This is a genomic window from Terriglobus saanensis SP1PR4 (assembly GCF_000179915.2).
GTDB classification, from domain to species: domain Bacteria; phylum Acidobacteriota; class Terriglobia; order Terriglobales; family Acidobacteriaceae; genus Terriglobus; species Terriglobus saanensis.
Genome location: NC_014963.1, coordinates 1,850,774 through 1,868,978, shown reverse-complemented (window position 1 = coordinate 1,868,978; position 18,205 = coordinate 1,850,774). Strand labels below are relative to the sequence as shown.

General features: G+C 54.2%; 7 protein-coding genes. 3 read left to right on the top strand and 4 right to left on the bottom strand.

The window, feature by feature from the left end; genetic code table 11:
* Window positions 1–26: 26 nt before the first annotated feature.
* Entirely contained in the window at window positions 27–3,308 is a 3,282-nt protein-coding gene (locus ACIPR4_RS07740) for a TonB-dependent receptor (protein WP_041586543.1), read from the top strand.
* Window positions 3,309–3,380: 72 nt separating this feature from the next.
* Here ACIPR4_RS07740 and ACIPR4_RS07735 read toward each other — a convergent pair whose 3' ends face one another.
* Together ACIPR4_RS07735 and ACIPR4_RS07730 are read right to left on the bottom strand one after the other, a co-directional pair.
* Entirely contained in the window at window positions 3,381–4,790 is a 1,410-nt protein-coding gene (locus ACIPR4_RS07735) for a sugar porter family MFS transporter (protein WP_013568104.1), read from the bottom strand.
* Entirely contained in the window at window positions 4,790–8,167 is a 3,378-nt protein-coding gene (locus ACIPR4_RS07730; protein ID WP_013568103.1) for a DUF5107 domain-containing protein, read from the bottom strand. The genes ACIPR4_RS07735 and ACIPR4_RS07730 overlap by 1 nt, the downstream gene beginning before the upstream one ends.
* Before the next feature lie 120 nt (window positions 8,168–8,287).
* Between ACIPR4_RS07730 and ACIPR4_RS07725 the strand changes: the two genes are divergently transcribed.
* Entirely contained in the window at window positions 8,288–9,364 is a 1,077-nt protein-coding gene (locus ACIPR4_RS07725) for a LacI family DNA-binding transcriptional regulator (protein ID WP_013568102.1), read from the top strand.
* A 7-nt stretch (window positions 9,365–9,371) separates the two neighbouring features.
* Here the strand turns inward: ACIPR4_RS07725 and ACIPR4_RS07720 are convergent, their stop codons facing one another.
* Window positions 9,372–11,384 (bottom strand): glycoside hydrolase family 97 protein, encoded by a 2,013-nt coding sequence (locus tag ACIPR4_RS07720; protein WP_041586542.1) that lies wholly within the window; start codon window positions 11,382–11,384, stop codon window positions 9,372–9,374.
* A gap of 186 nt (window positions 11,385–11,570) precedes the next feature.
* Window positions 11,571–15,110 (bottom strand): TonB-dependent receptor, encoded by a 3,540-nt coding sequence (locus ACIPR4_RS07715; RefSeq protein WP_187290264.1) that lies wholly within the window; start codon window positions 15,108–15,110, stop codon window positions 11,571–11,573.
* Window positions 15,111–15,756: 646 nt separating this feature from the next.
* Here ACIPR4_RS07715 and ACIPR4_RS07710 point away from each other — a divergent pair.
* Window positions 15,757–18,150: an alpha-galactosidase D gene (locus tag ACIPR4_RS07710; RefSeq protein WP_245536482.1), complete on the top strand. Its 2,394-nt coding sequence runs from the start codon at window positions 15,757–15,759 to the stop codon at window positions 18,148–18,150.
* Window positions 18,151–18,205: the final 55 nt, after the last annotated feature.

Below are 18,205 nucleotides of genomic sequence, written 5' to 3'. Positions count from 1 at the left end.
AACAGCGCGATCGAAAGGACTACTCCATGAAGCAGTTCGCTCGCACACTCTTCCTTAGCATGGTGATGCTCACGCTCAGCGTGACCGTCTTCGCCCAGGTGACTGGCGCCAGACTGACCGGCATCGTAACCGATTCCAGCAATGCGGCCGTTCCAGGCGCTCAACTCACGATTACAAATACCAATACCAATACCGTGACGCACGCCGTCGCTGACGATCATGGCGAATACAATATTCCCACTCTTCCGGCTGGCTCTTACACTATTTCGACAAAGGCCAAAGGCTTTGCGGAGACAGTGCAGAGCAACATCGTCTTGACCATCGGTCAGAATGCGAGTCTCAACGTCGCGCTGCAGGTAGGTGGAGAGAGTGAGACCGTCAATGTCACATCGAATCCGACCATCATTAACTCCAGCACAGCAGAGATCAGCCAGGTTGTGAACGAAAGCTCAATCAAGAGTCTTCCCCTCAATGGCCGCGATCCTTCAAGCCTTGTCTTTTTATCCGCAGGCGTTACAAATGAGCTGCAGTCGCAAGCCTCTACGCTCCCGAGCAGCAACTCGTTTCCTACACAATCCGGCGGATCTGCGGCAGGTGGACGACAAGGAAGCACGTACTATCTGCTGGACGGTGTGACGAACATGGACTACTTCGCCCTGCTCGCGGCACCTTTTCCGAATGCAGATGCAACGCAGGAGTTTCGCGTCATTACGAATAACTTCGATGCCCGCTATGGCTTTTCCCCAGGTGCCGTCGTCAGCATTCAAAGCAAGCCTGGCACCAATGGGCTTCACGGTGGCGTCTTTGAATTTCTTCGCAACTCCAAGCTGAACGCAGCAAACTACTTCAGCCATCAGGTGGATCCGCTCAAACGGAATCAGTTTGGCGGATACCTCGGCGGACCTGTAATCAAGGACAAGCTCTTTTTCTTCGGAAACTATCAAGGCACGCGCGAAAGCACCGCAGCTACTCAGAATGCGACGTATACGCCTACACAGGCCATGCTCAATGGTGACTTTAGTGCGGTTGCTGTGGATCTCGACCCAAAGAAGTTTTCAACTATCAACGGCAAGCGCAATCAGATCAATCCTGCAGAATTCAGCCCTGGTGCTTTAAAGATCGCTGCGTCGCTTCCTCTCGGCGGTGACCCTGCAACGGGTCTTACTAACTTTGTCGGACCGAAGCGCCGCTCCAACTACGACGAAGGTACTGGGCGTGTCGACTGGACGATCAACGATAAGCAGAACCTCTTTGTCCGCAACTTCATCTATAACTTCAAGCAACCTGGCGCAACCATTCCTGGCAACTTTCTTGCAGGCGTTCAGGGTCTGCGCGGCGTATACCTGAACGATGCCATCAATCACACTTGGACAATCAGCCCGCGGCTCTTAAATAGCATTACAGCGTTTTACCAGTCATTCGATTTCGACTCAGGGACACCGCTCTTTGACAGCAGCGGCAATCAGGCTTGCCTTTCAAAATTCATCAACGTCGCCGATCCGGTGGATGCCTGCTACATCGGAGGCTTCTCTGCAATCGATGGCAACTCGCTTTATGGCGGTGCGCTTGGATTTACTATTTTTGGTGGGTCAGTCAACGATACGCGCCGTCGCAACTACGGTTTCTCTGATACCGTCACTTGGATCGCCGGAAAACATACTTTTTATTTTGGCGCCGACGTACTTCATCGCTACACTCACGAGAGCTCTGGCGCCGGATCGAATCCAAACGTCAGTATTACGAACGCTTTCACAAACTTCACGCTTTCGGACTTTCTACTCGGGGACGTCACCAGCTTTTCCCAGAATGGCGGAGAAAACGGCAGTGTAAGCGGATGGATGACCGGCTTTTACGCTCAGGATCAATTCAAGCTGCGCCCGAACCTGACCATTAACATGGGCCTTCGATGGGATCCCTACACTCCCTTCAGTATCGAAGGTGGACGTGGGGCGGCCTTCGTACCCGGCCAGCAGAGCACCCGCTACCCCGGTGCTCCCGCAGGAGTAGTGTTCCCCGGGGATGCTGGAGTAAATAGCGCGATCATGCCGACCTCCTACAAATATTTCGAACCTCGCATCGGTATTGCCTATCAGCCGTTTCCGAAAACGGCGATCCGTGCAGGCTTCGGGCTCTTCACTACCCCCCTTGAAGACGCCAGCTACAACCATGTCTACGACACAGCACCGTTCAATCCTTCATTCTCCTTCAATGCGAGCACGACAACCCCCATCAATCTAGACCAGCCTTGGGCGAATTTTAAAGCTACGAATAATACGAGTCCATTCCCGCCGTTCGCTTCACCTGGCTTCAGCCCTGCATCAAATGTTACTTTTGCCACCCCGATGCAGCTTGGCGCGGTGTTCCCGAAGAACTTCCGTCTTGCTGTCGCGCAGAGCTGGAACCTTTCTCTTGAGCAGCAGTTTACCGATACACTCGCCTTCCACCTCGCGTACGTCGGCAGTGAAACATACCATCTCGCAACACCAATCGAAATGAACCCCGGAGTTTTGGGCTCCACCGTAAATAACGGACGTCCTCTCTTTCAACAGTTCAGCTCGATCATCCAGGTACAGATTGGCGGTACGTCCAACTACAATTCCCTCCAGGTCGGTATCGAAAAGCGTCTTTCGCATCACTTCCAGGTACAGTCGAACTTCACCTGGTCGCACACCTTTGACGTAGGTGGTTCTGGCGATCCTTCGTTTGAATCGAGTGTCAGTGATCCTCACAATATCGGCCATGATCACGGTCCGTCTTCACTCAACTATCCGACGGTCTCTGTCACCAACTTTGTCTATGAGGCACCCAAGCTGAACGCCTGGAACCCAGTCGTTCGCGGCATCCTGGGTGGATGGTCTGTGAGCGGTCTGATCACCCTGCAGTCGGGTCCGCCCTTCACCGTCAACGGTGGTAACGGCAATAATAACTCCGGCTTCCAGGTGTATCAGGATCGTGCAGATCTGACGGGTCTGCCTCTCCAGGTGCGCCAAGGCAGCAAACAACAGTGGCTCCTCCAGTACTTCAACAAGGCCGCCTTCAAGAACAACGCCGTCGGCACTGCAGGAAATTCTCCGAAGTACCTCATCCAGGGACCGCCGATCTATACGACAGACCTTGGCGTACAAAAGAACTGGATCTACCGCGACCGCTATAACCTTCAGTTCCGCTTCGAGGCTTTCAACGCTCTCAACCATCCCAGCTTTGGACAGCCGGACTCCAACCCGGACGATTCAAACTTCGGTCAGATCACTTCAACCGGTGCGATCCCTGCGCGAGTAGGACAAGCCGCCCTGAAGCTGACTTTCTAGGTCGAATACGTTTTCTTTGAAACGGTGGATAGAGACACTCTCTATCCACCGTATTTTTTTGTGGGGCATCCATTACATTTCTTCGAGTGAACGCCCTTTGGTCTCTGTAAGACCAAAATTGACCAGGAAAAACCCCATCAGACAGATCGCGCCGTAAAGCACAAATGTCCCGCTCATCCCAACCTCCGCGTTGATCAGTGGAAAGGTATAGGTCAAGACAAACGATGCGATCCACAGAGCACTGACAGAGACAGAAACGCCCGATGCTCGCACGCGGTTTGGAAACACTTCCGCAATCAGCACCCAGGTCACTGGCGCGAGTGTTGCGGCATAGCAGGCAATCGCGCTTAGCGTAAGTCCAAGAACAAGGGCACTCGGCCATGCTTGCCGATACGCCAGAGCACAGAGAAGATGTGAAGCCGCAATCCCAGTACAACCCGCAAGCATCAACTTTCGACGGCCAACGGTGTCCACCAGAAACATTGCTAACACCGTAAAGAGTAAGTTGATCGCGCCTGTGATGACGATATTCAGAAGAATTTCGCTGGAATTGCCATAGCCTGCACGACGATAAATCTCAGCCGCATAATTGAAGAGGATGTTGATCCCTGTCCACTGCTGCAATACCGCTAGCGCAACGGCGATCCACAGTGCTTTGCGAACACCAGGTTTGAAGAGTTCGAACCACGAAGACCGCTCGGCTTCAAGCGATTGCACCGACTTTGCGATGGCTGAGATCTCTGCTTCGGCATACGCCGTTCCGCCAATACGGGTAAGGGTCTTTCTCGCACGGTCCGTGTATCCGCGCTTGAGCAACCAGCGTGGGCTTTCGGGGAGAAAGAGAGTACAGACCGTGAAAATGATTGACGGCAGGACGATAGCGATGAACATCCACCGCCATCCCCATTGAACGTTCCAGGTCGTGAGTAGCTGTTCGGCACTCAACCCTACCGGGACAGGATGAGCAATCAACAGATTCGCAATTTGTGCGATCAGAATGCCCACGACGATTGCAAACTGATTCAGTGTGACAAGCCTTCCGCGAACCGCAGCAGGGCTGATCTCCGCAATGTACATGGGAGATACGTTGCTGCTGAGACCAATGGCAACCCCTCCCACAATGCGCCACACAATGAATGCCTCAAACGAATGGGCAAGACCGGTCAACGCGGACGAGACACCGAAGAGAACAGCAGAGGCAAGCAACAACGGTCGGCGGCCACAGCGCTCTGTGAGAGCACCTGAGAGCAAGGAACCTACGAGGCACCCAAGCAGAGCGCAGCTGTTGGCCCATCCGATAAGACTGGATGAGGTGAGGTGAAAGTAGATCTCATAGAATTCACGCGCGCCTCCGATTACCACCCAGTCATAACCGAAGAGGAGTCCGCCGAGTGCCGCAGCAATCGCGATCCACCACACATAACCCATACGGAGTTCGTCAGTATGCGTGGAAGGGCTCGCCTGGGGGATAAGTCCGTGCATCAACGGCCACCAAAGAGATCGAGCAAGTCGAGCGCCGCGCCGTTGTCGTGATCCTTCGCTAACAATTGCTGGAGTACTTCGTGCCCACGCTGAAGCCCGTGACCTCCTCTACCCAGAAGCACCTGCGCGTGAAGGAGATCTGCCTGTGCCTGCTGTCTTGCTTTCAAATCTTCGTCAAAGAGCAAGATGGTCGGCAGCGATGTCGCGAAGTAGTCGATCTTCGGTTCTGTATGCGACAGGACGTGCGCATAAGCTTCAATGCGATCAAATAATTTGGCAGCACCCTTCTCTTCCCCAAGTTCTTTGAGAGACATTGCGCTCCAGAAGGTCATCGAAGATATTTCCTGTGTCTGCATTTGGAGAAAATCGCTTTGCGAACGTGCCGCCTGCAACCAACGTCTTCTTGCTGTGTCGTCATGGCCAAGCGCCTTTTCCGCCAATCCTGCAAAGTAGTCGATATGACTACGATTCATCAACAAGTGCTTCGCTTCACTCAAGGACACCGGAGGTGAGTCCGCCTTATCCAGATGCTGGAGCGCGCAGGTGGGATCGTTTGCCTTGAGTGCACGCTGTGCGAGCAGGATATGAGCACGCATGTACTGAGTGAGGACTTGTCCTTCCCCTCCTTCCCATGGCTGGAAGTGACGTGCCAGTAGAAGATCAAGCGCTTTGTCTGGCTGTCCAAGGCTGCTCAAGATCGTCGCCAGTTCCAGCGATAGATCGTCTCGCATCTGGACAAGCTGAGGGTGCTCCTGAAGACGTGCGAGTCTATCTTCCAGTGGCCGACCGATGCGTTTCTGCAATTGGTCCGATTCGTAGAAAACACGTGCGTCCCGCAGATCCAACGCGAAGGCGCGGTCGAATGCCCGCACTGCCGCTTCTTGGTCGTGACGGAGATTGAAGTAGCCAAAGCCCAGATTGCGAAAGACGGTGGGAAATCCCGGATCGAGTTCGGAAGCCTTCTCCCAAAGCTGGATCGCTTCCTCATGCCTCTTGCGGTCATACAAAAGATTTCCAAGATAGTACGGGGCTCGGGCGTCCTCAATATTTCGCACAATGGCTTCCTGCAGAAAGACCATCTCTTCCAACCTGCTTGGAAAGACATAGTCTGGCGATGCGCTCGCCGCACTCCGGGCTTCGTGAAGAGATTCTTCCTGCCTGCCAAGCTTTGCAAGCAGATGCGAAGCAGCGTAATGCAACAGGGGAAAAGTTGAGCTCGCTTTCCCCGCAGCGAAGTGCAAGACATGAAGCGCATCTTCGAGACGGCCGCAACGCTTCAGATCGAGCGCGAGATCGAATGCAAGTTGCGAATCAAGGGGCATGTCCCCGTTCGCAAGATACTTGCTGAAGATATCCAGAGGGTCGAGTGCACGGGTCTCTTCCAGCAATGCGATGGCCTGGCGCTCAAGCTGCAGTTCCTTCAGAACAACTGCCTTCAGGTTTCGAGCGTTCAGATTATCCGCTTCGGCTTTCAACGATCGTTCGATGTGGTCGAGTGCGAGCTTCCATTGCTGGCGCTGGCAATCAATCTCCGCAAGCCTCTGATAGGCAGGCCCGCGCCAGGCAGCGTTCCATGTTGCTTTATAGAAGTGGTCATATGCTTCAGCGGTCTTGCCCTGCATCGACTCTACAAGCCCAAGATTGTAGAGCGGTTCGCCATCATAGGGATTCGGATTACGCTCAGTCAATCGCGCAATGGCGCGTCGCAGATATTTTTCCGACTTCTCAAATTCACCGCGCCGGTAGAAAAAACGTCCAAGCGCATTATTTGCGCGACTATCCCCTTCGTCGCGGCGGATCGCTTCCTCCCAATACTCTTCCGCATAGCGCGTAGGGTGCCGATATTGCTCCAAGTGCAGGCCAATTAAGTAGAGTTCTTCGAGCGTTGCGACCCCGCTCGGCAGTGGTGGCTCCTTTGCAACCTGCGGCGGATCGGCTGCAGAAATCTCCGAAGGAACATAGCGAAGAATTATGCGTTCCTTGTCTCCCAACGTGAATTCGACAGTATCCTCGTCATACGATCCATCCAAATGGAATGAGAGAGGATCGAGAGGCGAAAGCACCCCCTGCCAGCGAACAATCTCCCTGCCTCCGGCTCTGACGCGAATGTCGGCGGCGTCAATCTGGCGAGTAACCTCAATGCCGATCGTCAGACGGTCTTCGGTAGCTTTGATGTGAAGCGCGGCATCGAGTGTCGCCAGGTCTGGCACGCCGATGGCGCGGATTGGATACCAGTATTGGCTGAAGGTCTTCGTCTCACCGGGAGCCAGAAATGAAAAATCCGGTTGATTATCGGTATAAGCCCCGGCCATCAGTTCCACGTACGGACCGTCTTCATCCGTAAGACTGCGGTCCCATGCATAACCGAACTCATGATTGCCCCACGTCCACTGCTTTTTACCAGGTGCAATGTGATGATCCGCAAAATAGACGAGTCCCGCGTGTGCAGAGTGATCGTAACCGCCAGCAAAGTCGCCCCGGGATCCCGCAATCATGTAACTCGTCGGCACGGGGATGTTTGCATACCAACTCAGATCGTTCGGAGCATAGCTGCCGTCCGGCACAAACTGCGATGGCATCTCCTCCGCAGGCACGCCGGTCCGCCCTCTCTCTCCATAGTCCACTCCATAGTACTTACTCTCACTGAGTGGAAAGGTCGTCGTTGCGCGCTTGGCGTGATCGGCCGCCATGCGCACATCGCGAGGAAAGAAGGACTGATATCTCTCGTGCACACGAGTTGCCACATTCGCCCACCAAAGAAAGGTCTGGGTATCTGGAGTGCGGTTATACAGCCGCACACGCACTTCAATGTAGGTTCGTCCTGGCGATAACCGGATACCGTGCATACCCTTCATCCGAGTCATCGGGTCGTGATCGCTGCACCAGACGGTCACCGAACCATCAAGCTCACGCTCTATCTCGACTTCGACAGGCATGAACGTTGCGGGGCGATGATGCTGCGGCCAGTTGAACTCCACACCACCTGAGATCCAGGGGCCTGCCAACCCCACCAGGGCGGGCTTGATCACATTCTGCCGGTAGAAAAAGTCATAGCCGTTTCGTTTATCTAGACCGACATGGATCCTTCCGCCAATTTGTGGCAGCACCATCACTCGGATGTACTCATTTTCAATGTGGAAAGCGTCCCAAACCTGTGGCTCCGCGTCCGTCTCAATGCGGTCGATGACCGGAAGTGGATACACCCGGCCGCTACTGCCCTGGTAGACCCTCTTTTCGAGAAAGAGCGGATTTTTATCCGGCGCACAGGACCGGTACGTACGTATCGTGACCGGTTCGCGCCAGCCCTTCACCGGCCCACGCTCCGCTTGAGGCGCTTCCGGCAAAACCAGCCTGGATGACTTAACGGCCTCACTCACTGTGCATCTCCTAAATCTAGGCTTGCCATCGCGAACAGCAGGAAAGACATCCCAGGCGAAGTGCATGAGACAATACGGCAGTTCACGCAAGAGATGTGCATTGAGAGGCAAGAACTACGCATGCTGCAGTCCTCCAACCAGGCGGGAATCAAAGACATCGCTCGTGCACTGAAAGTGTCGATCGGCACAGTCGATCGCGCGCTGCATGATCGCCCTGGCGTCAGCGAGCAGACGAAGTATCGCGTCTTGCAGATGGCCAACAAGCTTGGTTATCGGCCGAATATCGCAGCTCAGTCTCTTCGGCTGAACCGCCGCATCTCGATCGCCGCGATTCTTCCTAAAGAGATCTCGCACTTCTTCGATCCTCTCCGCGCAGGAATCCGCGCCGCGGCGGCGGCCACGGTAGGAACGCAGGTTGCGTTGGATTTCCACGAGTATCCACGGCTGAGCGTCGGCGAAGAGCAGGCGTTTGCCAAGGCCACGTCGAAGCATTACGACGGGATCATCTTCCTTCCTGGAAACATGCGCCGTTTCGACCCAATCATCAGCAAGCTTTCGCGCGCGGGCACGGCCATGATGTGCGTAGGAAGTGATGCTCCGAACAGTGACCGCATCGGCTCGGTCGCCACACATGCCTATGTGAGCGGAGCGATCGCAGCAGAGCTCCTGACCATGAAGATGACCAAGAAGGCCAATGTTGCCGTCTTCTCCGGTGAACTTTCTACGATGGACCACGCCGAGAAGCTGCGCGGGTTTGCTGCCACGCTTGCTCTGCAGGCCCCGCATCTTTCGCTCCTTCCCACGCTGGAAAGTCACGAAAGGCCCACGGCTGCTTACAAGCAGGCAAAGGGATTGATGCAAGGCAGAAATCGGCCCGAAGGCCTGTATGTCAGCACGGCCAACGGCATTCCCGTGCTGCGCGCCCTCGAAGAACTCGGCCTGCTTGAGAAAGTTCATGTTGTGACGACCGATCTGTATCACGCCCTGATTCCTCTTATAGAGCTTGGCAAGATTACCGCCACTATTCATCAACGCCCCTTTACCCAGGGAAAACTTGCCTTTGAAAAGCTGGTTGCGTATCTGTTGGGAGAAGATCAGCACCAACCATACATCCGCTTGGCGCCTCACGTCGTCTTCCGCAGTAATCTCTCGCTCTTCAGCTCCGAGGTGACGGAGCCATCCGACGCGATCGTCTAGCACGCAATCACTTTGCAGGAATAAAGTGGATCGCAACTCCTCCTCCCGGCGCGAGCTTGATCTTGAGAGTTGATTTCGCAGTGACAGTCTCTTTACGGATATGGACATGTTTCGGTGACGTCGCTGCATCCGCTCCGTCTTCGTAGATCTCAGCCACATAGCGCCCGGAACCGAGAAACGAAAGAAGCACGCTCAAGTCACGCGGTGTCCAGTTCGTCATACTCCCCAGATACCATTCCCTGCCGTTGCGGCGCACGATGGTGGAGTACTCACCCACTTCGCCTCCAATAACGTGTGTCTCGTCCCAGGTCGTGGGCACATCCTTCAAAAATTGAAAGGCCGGAGCCGCTTCGCCGTCGTAATTCTGCGGACTATCAGAGACCATGGGAATCGGGTTCTCGTACACGACATACAGCGCGAGCTGCTGAGCTCGCGTGCCCATCACTTGCGGTGTGGCGTTTCGGGCGACAAACGAATCTTCTGTCTGATTGTCAAAGCCACCTGCGGTGTAATCCATCGGCCCCACCAAAAGCCTCGTCCAGGCAAACACTGCACGGTCCACCGGGCTGTCCCTCCGACCAACCTTGTTATTCTCCAGACCTAACACCGACTCATAGCCCATGACGTTTGGGTACGCGCGCATCAAGCCCCAGGGCGTGTGGCATCCGTGAAAGTCAACCATCAGGTGATGCTCCGCCGCGTAGCGAGCAACGTCGTAAAAGAACTGAATTCCTTCCTGGTCATCACGATTGACGAAGTCAATCTTCATCCCGGCAACTCCCCATTGTTCATACACAGGAAAGGCTTCCTTCATCTGCTTCATCACGGCTTCGGAGTAAAGCCAGATCCAGACTTTAACGTTTCTGGCGGCCGCGTACCTTACCAGTTCAGGAACATCGACACGCCCGTTGGTCTTGGTAATGTCCTGCGATGCCCAACCGGCATCCAAAAAGAAATACGGGAAGCCCGACTTCGCCGCGAAGTCCACGTAATACTTCATCGTCTCGGTCGTGAATTCCTTATTGCCCGACTCGCCCTTTCCGTTGACGTTGTCGACCCACCAGTTCCACGAAGCTTTACCTGGATGAATCCAGCTAGTATCCTTCACGCGGCTTTCTGGGCTCAGGTCAGTCTGAAGATTATTCTCGATCAACTTGCCGGGCTCATCCGCGACACCGAGTACACGCCATGCCGAATGATGTGGCAGCGTGCCAGTTACGGCATAGGCAGGATCGTCCCAGCGAGGAGAGAGTTTTACAGAGAGCATGTGACCGGCCCAGCTTCCGGTTGGGTTCGTCACATAAGCAGAACTATTCCCCTCCAGGTCCGCTTCCATCAGGGACATCCACGCACCGCCCGGCTGGTGCAGAAGCGTTGGGAATCCGATCAGAAATTTGCTGGCTACACCACCCTGGTTCGACAACGCAGACAGATTGTAGCGAAGGTACTCGCTCTCATAGCTGGAACGATAGTTAGGTAACGCAAGTACCCAGGCGGTATCATCCTGGCTAAAGCGAAATTCCGTTTGCTCGCCTCTGAGATGCAACTGTGTAATCGAAGCCTGGGACGGAAGCACATAGCGGAATGCAATTCCTGTGTCATAGGCGCGCGCTTCTACGACCATGGACCGTCCATTTCTGCCACCGCTGTTCGAAGCTTCCTTCACCGTAAGCGATAGGCTGTTGTACGGGTCATGGACATGGCTGACCTTCGTGAACAGAAGAGCATAATCATCTACGCCTTGGTTCGGAGTCGAATCGGTAATCGTCACTCTCGATCCGAGAGGAGCTTTATCGTCCAACTCCAGACCGAGCGCCGATGCATCGATAAGCGACTTGCCCCGGTACATCAGCGAGTACTGCAGCCGCCCGCTACCATCACTCGCGCCAGCCACCGACGCGTCCAAAGAAAAGCTCATGACCAGCTTGCCATTTGGCGACGAAAGATTAAGTCCCTTCTGGGCGAGCAGCATGGAGGAAAAAGCGAAGGCTGCGACAGCAGGACAGAACACGTGTTTCACAAAACGTCTTTCCGAATATTTCTCAATGCGCGGATCGATTGGCAAATTCTTCATATTTCCCATATTGTGTACGTTACCGGAGATAATTATCTGCGTTTCCTCACGATTGTCAATAGACCAAACATGAGCGACCTAAAAATGAGGACAGGGCGAGTCCACGCCCTGTCCGGAGAGAAATCTGCGTCGTTAGAAGTAATACTTCGCCGCCAGTTGAATAAATCGAGCATCCGGGGTATTTGACCCGAAGTTTTTGGGCTGCGTAATCACGCCACCTGCCTGTGGGTTGTTGTTTTGGGTGGACGGGTTGCCCCACGAAGGATGGTTGAAAACGTTGAAAAGATCCGCTCGGAACTGAACGTAATGCTCCTTCACAATCGGGAAGTTTTTGAAGAGCGATACATCGTTGCGCCAGTATCCAGGGCCATAGACGATATTCTGCTTGCCGCCGAGGAACTGGAGTACAAGAGAGGGATCTGTAACTCCTGCCGGATAGGCGCAGCCATTGGTACCAACCGTGGCGCCGACAGCACATATGAGGTTACCCGAGGTCTGCGTGCGAAATGGTTCGGCGAAAGAGCATGGGTTATACCAGTGGTCGCGATTACGAACCGTTGTAGGGCAAGGCACGCTTCCACCGCTGGAGTTATAGGCGCCAGTTGCTGCATACGGATCCGCAACCATGAAGGCCCTGGCGCTGGCGCCGGAGACATTGGAGCCGGTCGTGTTGATGCCAAATGGCGTACCGCTTTGCGCGGTGAAGGTGTCACTGATCTCCCAACCGCCAATGGCCAGATCCAAAAAGCGATTGTTGTTGAGGTATTTGCGGCCATGTCCCCAGGGCAGTTCGTAGTGACCGTTGAAGGTCACGCGATTGCGAACGTCATAGGATGAATTTGTGTACTCTGCCTTGGGCCCGCCGAGTAGGTAGTAAGAGCGGGTTCCGACCGCTGTGGACAGACCTCCCGAGGAACTTGAATTGTCCATCGCGTGCGCCCAGGTATAGGTAGCGAGGAAATTCAGCCCATTCGAGAAGCGTTTTTCCAGCTTCGACTGCATCGAGTTATAGCTGCTATATCCGGTATATGTTGTCGCACCGATGCCGCCGAGCGTGGGGTAAGGAAGGAGCGGTTGGGTGTTTGTACCGCTGCTATACAGGGCCGTTGCCGAGTTCTGCGCAAAGTACGTGGTGAGGTGACGCGACTCATTGCCTACATACGCGATCGACGCGACCAGATCATTAGTGAAGGAGTACTGCATCGATACGCTGTAGTTCTGCGTATAGGGTGTCTGAATGTTGCGATCTGTGGAATGGAAGCCCGGAAACGCCGTTGCTGACGAGGTAGGTGTCAGCGTTGGCAGCCCAGTTTCCAGAGTATAAGGGAGGCTTGTTGTGCAGTTTCCAGGCTGGCAGGTTGGCTCCGGAAAGTTCTGCGACAAGTTAAAGGGATAGTTTGCGCCAAGGTTCCCGTTTCCATTGCTTTCCAATCCTCCGTAGAAGATACCGATGCCACCACGAATCACAGCTTTAGGGTCGAACTGGTACGCGAAGCCTAGGCGTGGCGCAAAGTTGGTTCGCTGAGCCGAAACCAAACGGTTATCGCTGACATACTGAACCCCCACATTACTCGCCGCCAGAGTACTTACAAATGCCGGAGCCAACGCGAAGGTGTTCTGAATACTGGTCGGCAGCTGGAAGACACCGCTCCCGGTACCGACACCAACGGGCCCCGTCACAAGAAAGTTCGCCTGCTTGTCTCGTGATTCTGCATATGGCTGGTAGAAGTCCCAGCGCAGACCAATATTGACCGTAAACTTTGGCGTAACACGCCAGTCATCCTGACCATAGGACGAGTTGTACCATCCCTGATCGTGAATCGGCGGAGCATTGGTAATGTATGCGTTCGAGACGATACCAGCAACAAAGTCAGCGACACCTGAACTGAGTGAGGTTCCTGGAATCTTGGTGAAGTCACCGTTGAAAGTGAAGTTGCCGCGCGGACTGTCGGCATAGGTGTAGTAAAAGCGAGTGTTCTGGAATGCAACTCCGAACTTCATGGAGTGGTTCCCTCTTGTGTACGAAACGTTATCGAGGATCTGGTAGACGTTCTGCGATTCGCGCGAAGTACCGGTGGAGCCAAACTGCGAAAGTCCCACCGAGCCCTGCAACTGCACAAGTGGCAAACCGCAAAATCCTGGAAGGCAAGGCACATTGCCGAAACCCAGCGAACTCGCGATCGTCCCATTGTTGCCGTTGGCAGTATCGAAATTGAAGACGCCCCAGTTATAACCAAAGCGAAATTCGTTGACCACGGACGGACTGAATGTATGCGTGTAGGAACCCATTCCGTTCTCCGCCAGGTTGGATTGGATGTAACCGCCATATCCGCTACCGTCCAACACAGGGCCGAGAGGCAACTGGTTCTTGACGATCTCATGTACGTAGCTGAAGCGACCGTAGAGCAAGTCTCTTGGGCTTAAGTTCCAATCCACGCGATGATCGAACTGTACCGTGTTATCTAACTTCGGCACGTTCACAACATAGTTGTTGAGAAGAGTGCTCCCGCTGTTCGCTGTCGGATACAGATTCAGAATGCGCAACGCGTTTGCATCGGCATCACCATCGCAGAAGACGTTCTCCGCGCGGCCGCACGGCGTACCCAGATCCACCGTCCCGTTGGATTTCGGCTGCTTCAAATGAATCGGCTGGCTGAAGCCACTGATGGAGGGGTTGAGCAACTCCGAAAAGTTTCCTTGCCGCTCAAGCGCCGAGGGCACCGAATAAATACCTACATTGGCAATACTAAGTCGATTCGCCTCTACATCTCCAAAATAAAAGAGCTTGTCGCGAAGGATAGGAAAACCGATGGTGCCTCCAAACTGGTTCTGATGGAACCGCGGAACGGATTGCGCGTTCCAGTCCTTGGCGTTCATCTTGTCGCTGCGAAAGTACTCCCACAGATTGCCATGGATGGCATTCGTTCCGGACTTGATGCTGGCGTTCATGACTGCGCCAGCCGAGTGGCCGAACTCCGCACTGTAGTTGCTCGTTTGTACATTGAACTCGGCCAGAGCATCCGGCGGCGGTCGCTGCACGAACGTGGATCCGTTAAGAAAGTCCACAAGGTTGGTGTTGTTATCAACGCCATCGAGGATGAAGTTGTTCTGTGTCGCACGCTGGCCATTAGCAATAAAGTCGCCTTTGCCGGAACCTCGCGTATTACCGAGCGAAGGCGTCACGCCGTTGGTCAATTGCGCAATGAAGACCCAGTTACGACCGTTCAACGGTGTCTCATTAATCACCTTCGCTTCAACCACCTGGCCGATCGCGCCTGTCTGCGTTTCCAGGAGAGGAGGCGCAGTTGAAACCGTTACCGTCTCCGATTGCTCCCCGACTTTCATGCTCAGATTCACACTCAAGCGGCTTTGAATATTGAGCACAAGGTTCTCGCGAGTGGTCAACGCAAATCCCGCTGCGGATGCCTTGACGCTGTACCTGCCAATCTTGACCGGAGCAAAGGTATAGATGCCCGATCGATCGGTCGTCTGTTGTAATTCCAACCCGGTATCTGTAGCGATAAGTGTCACAGTCGCCCCCGTCACCGCAGCGCCCGAAGAATCTGTCACCACACCGGTGATTGCGCCCTGATCGACTTGTGCCAGCAAGCCCCTTGAGTTCGCGCAGATGAGACCCGCCGCAAGCAGCAGGCAGCGCAAAACTCTTTTCACTAACCTCTCCTGAAGAGAAAAGCTTCGCATGTATTGCCCTCTTTCGTTGCCGTGGAGAAATCCGTCTAAATGAAAATGCGTTCCTGTCCACGAAACGCAGCCAACGTAGACGCTTACGGTAACGTGTGTCAACAAAATTTATCTTTTGATCAAAAATTGCCTAATTAAAGGAATTTTTCTTTTCGTGTACGAACACGGCAAACGAGAACTTTATAATCCGCCGTCGCGGTTCTTTTCGCGAGTTTGCGGCTTGCCCTCCATTTCGGAAGTCACCAAAACCTGGTTGATATACCTTCTTTGCTTTTTCTATAGCAATCCGTGTTCGTACACGGCTATGATGTGGCGCGTTCTCAAGAGAACTTTTCGAAGCCCCAAAAATCTGCTGTTGGTTTTTATTTCAAACATCTCTCCCAAGGATGCATTGCTCTGATCAAAGCGTCGGAACTGAGGCGGACCATAAATCCACCGCCTCTTTAGTGCGACCACAACACAGCAGAATGGAGCTTATACGATGATCCCCCATGATTTAGTCTCACGACACAGCAAAGCCAGGCTGAAATATTCATCCCAAAACATAGGACACACGTGGAGAAACGCCGTTCTACTCGTCACACTCGCACTTGCCCTTTCCACTTTGCAAGCACAAGTGAACGGAGCAGGACAGAAGCCTTATCTAGGATGGAGCAGCTTCAGCCAGCAGACGCTGGATGGCGGTTTTCTGACGCAGGCATCGATGGAAACGCAGTCGGATGCGTTGCGCAATTCCGGTCTGCAACAACATGGCTTTCAATACATCAATCTGGACTCAGGTTGGCAAGGCAGCTTCGACGGAAACGGCAGACCTATTCCGAATTCGACGACCTTTCCCGACATCAAGGCAATGGTCGATCACATCCACGCGAATGGACAGAAAGCTGGTATCTACTGGATCCCTGGTATAGAGCAGCCAGCGGTAGATGGTAACTATCCGATCCTGGGCACTCCTTACCACACGCAGGACATCGTGGTGAAGCCTTTGACCGCAGGCAACGCCTTTGGTGGCGCCTCTCCCAACCCCTATCACGATAAGATCGATTTTTCGAAACCGGGCTCTCACGAGTACATCGATTCGGTCGTTGCGCTCTTTGCGTCATGGGGCTTCGATTTCATCAAACTGGATGCGGTCACTCCAGGCTCCTACAGCGATGATTTGAGCATCGATAACCGGGAGGATGTCGCAGCCTGGTCCAACGCCATCGCGAAAACCGGCAAGCCGATTTGGCTGACCATCTCCTGGCAACTCAGCAAGGACTACCTAAACACATGGCAGCAGTATGCGAATGCTCGACGCATCGACGACGATGTGGAATGCGAAGGCCGCTGCGCTACGCTCACAAACTGGCCGCGCATCGTGCTTCGGCAATATGACCTGGTGGGATGGGAGAAGGACGCGGGCCCTTCCGTTGGGTGGAACGATCTGGACACATTGGACGTGGGCGATGGCGCTTTGGATGGTCTGAGTGATGAAGAGAAGCAGTCTGCAATAACGATCTGGAGCATGGCAAATGCACCGCTCTATCTTGGTGGCGACCTTACCAAACTCGATGCGTTCGCGAAGAACGCCTTCAGCAATGACGAACTGCTCGCGGTCGACCAATCGGGGCATCCCGCAACACAGATTACCGGAGGAATGCAGCCCGTGTGGCTGTCAGATGCAGGTACCGGCAACCGATACGTGGCCCTATTCAATCTGAATGACATCCCTTCCAGGGTAACGGTGCGCTGGAGCGATCTCGGCTTCACGAACGTAACTTCCATGAAAGATCTATGGAACCGCATCGATCTGGGGCCTTCCACTGGAAGCTTCAGCACGGTCGTATTGCCGCATGGATCGCGCCTGTTAAAAGTGAGACCTCAAGGCGTCGTGCACGCGGCGGAAGGACAGAGTTATGAAGCAGAAGCGGCAGTGCTGACCGGAAACGCAACAGTATATGCATGCCAAGCATGCTCCGGTGGCTCGAAGGTGGGTTACATTGGCGCCTCTGCAACCTCGAACGCAGTCACCTTCACCAACGTCCGCGTGGATAAGGCTGGCACCTATCGCATGCAGGTCGATGCCATGACGCAGGGGCCTCGCGCGCTGATATTTTCCGCAAATAACGGGCCTTCAACCACGTTGAACATGGGCGGCGGCAGCTTCAATCTACCGCAAAGCACAACCGTATCGGTCACCTTGCAACAGGGTGTAAATAGCATAACTTTCTATAACGCGGGTACCTATGCGGTAGACCTCGATCGTATCGTCGTCAGCGGCACAGGAAACGCAGTCGCACCCGAATCCAACACCTATGAAGCGGAGGCGGCGATTCTAGGCGGCACAGCAACGATCTCAGGCTGCAGCTTCTGTTCCGGAGGTGCTTCCATCGGCAGCTTTGGAGCAGGTGACGCAAACACGGTCACATTCGCGGATGTAACCGTACCCCATCCAGGTATTTATCAACTCGGCATCGAGTACCTCACCAGCGGTCCCCGTTCGTTCCAGATCGCGATCAACGGCAATCCTCCGATAGAACTCGATCTGAACGGAAGCAGCTTCGAATCTCCTGCAAACACGGCCATGCCAGTACAACTTCAGGGCGGCCAGAATCGCATCGTCTTTGGCTCCTCCGGATTCGCGCCCGGCCTCGACAGCATCACGGTCGGTCCGGTAGTTACAAACTCGAATCTGATTGGCGCGATTACTGGAACCAGCGGACTAAGAGATCTCCGATTCTGGCGAATGAAAGTCTCGAACCAGGGCACAGCACCGGCAAAGGATGCCCGGCTAAACAGCTTCACCGTTATGCCGGCAAGCGGCGACACAACATGCAAGGTATTGGTGCCCCTGCCCGTTCCCTTGCCCCTCGGAAACATCTCTCCAGGCGGGGTGACAACGCTTGAAATCCCGCTCGCTTTTTCTCCTGCCTGTCGAGAGGACAGTATCTTCACAGTGCACAGCGTCTTCTCTGCAAACAACGGAGCTGATGTTGGCGTACTGGAAAGCAATAGCCAAGCGAAGTAAGATCACTGATCGCGATATTTAGTTGAAAAAGCAAAAGAAAGCTGGCTCCTCCTCG

What these genes read in the sequence shown, in the direction of transcription:
- ACIPR4_RS07740 (WP_041586543.1), top strand. Translation starts at nt 27, where the DNA reads ATGAAGCAGTTCGCTCGCACACTCTTCCTTAGCATGGTGATGCTCACG.
- ACIPR4_RS07735 (WP_013568104.1), bottom strand. Translation starts at nt 4,790, where the DNA reads ATGCACGGACTTATCCCCCAGGCGAGCCCTTCCACGCATACTGACGAA.
- ACIPR4_RS07725 (WP_013568102.1), top strand. Translation starts at nt 8,288, where the DNA reads ATGCTGCAGTCCTCCAACCAGGCGGGAATCAAAGACATCGCTCGTGCA.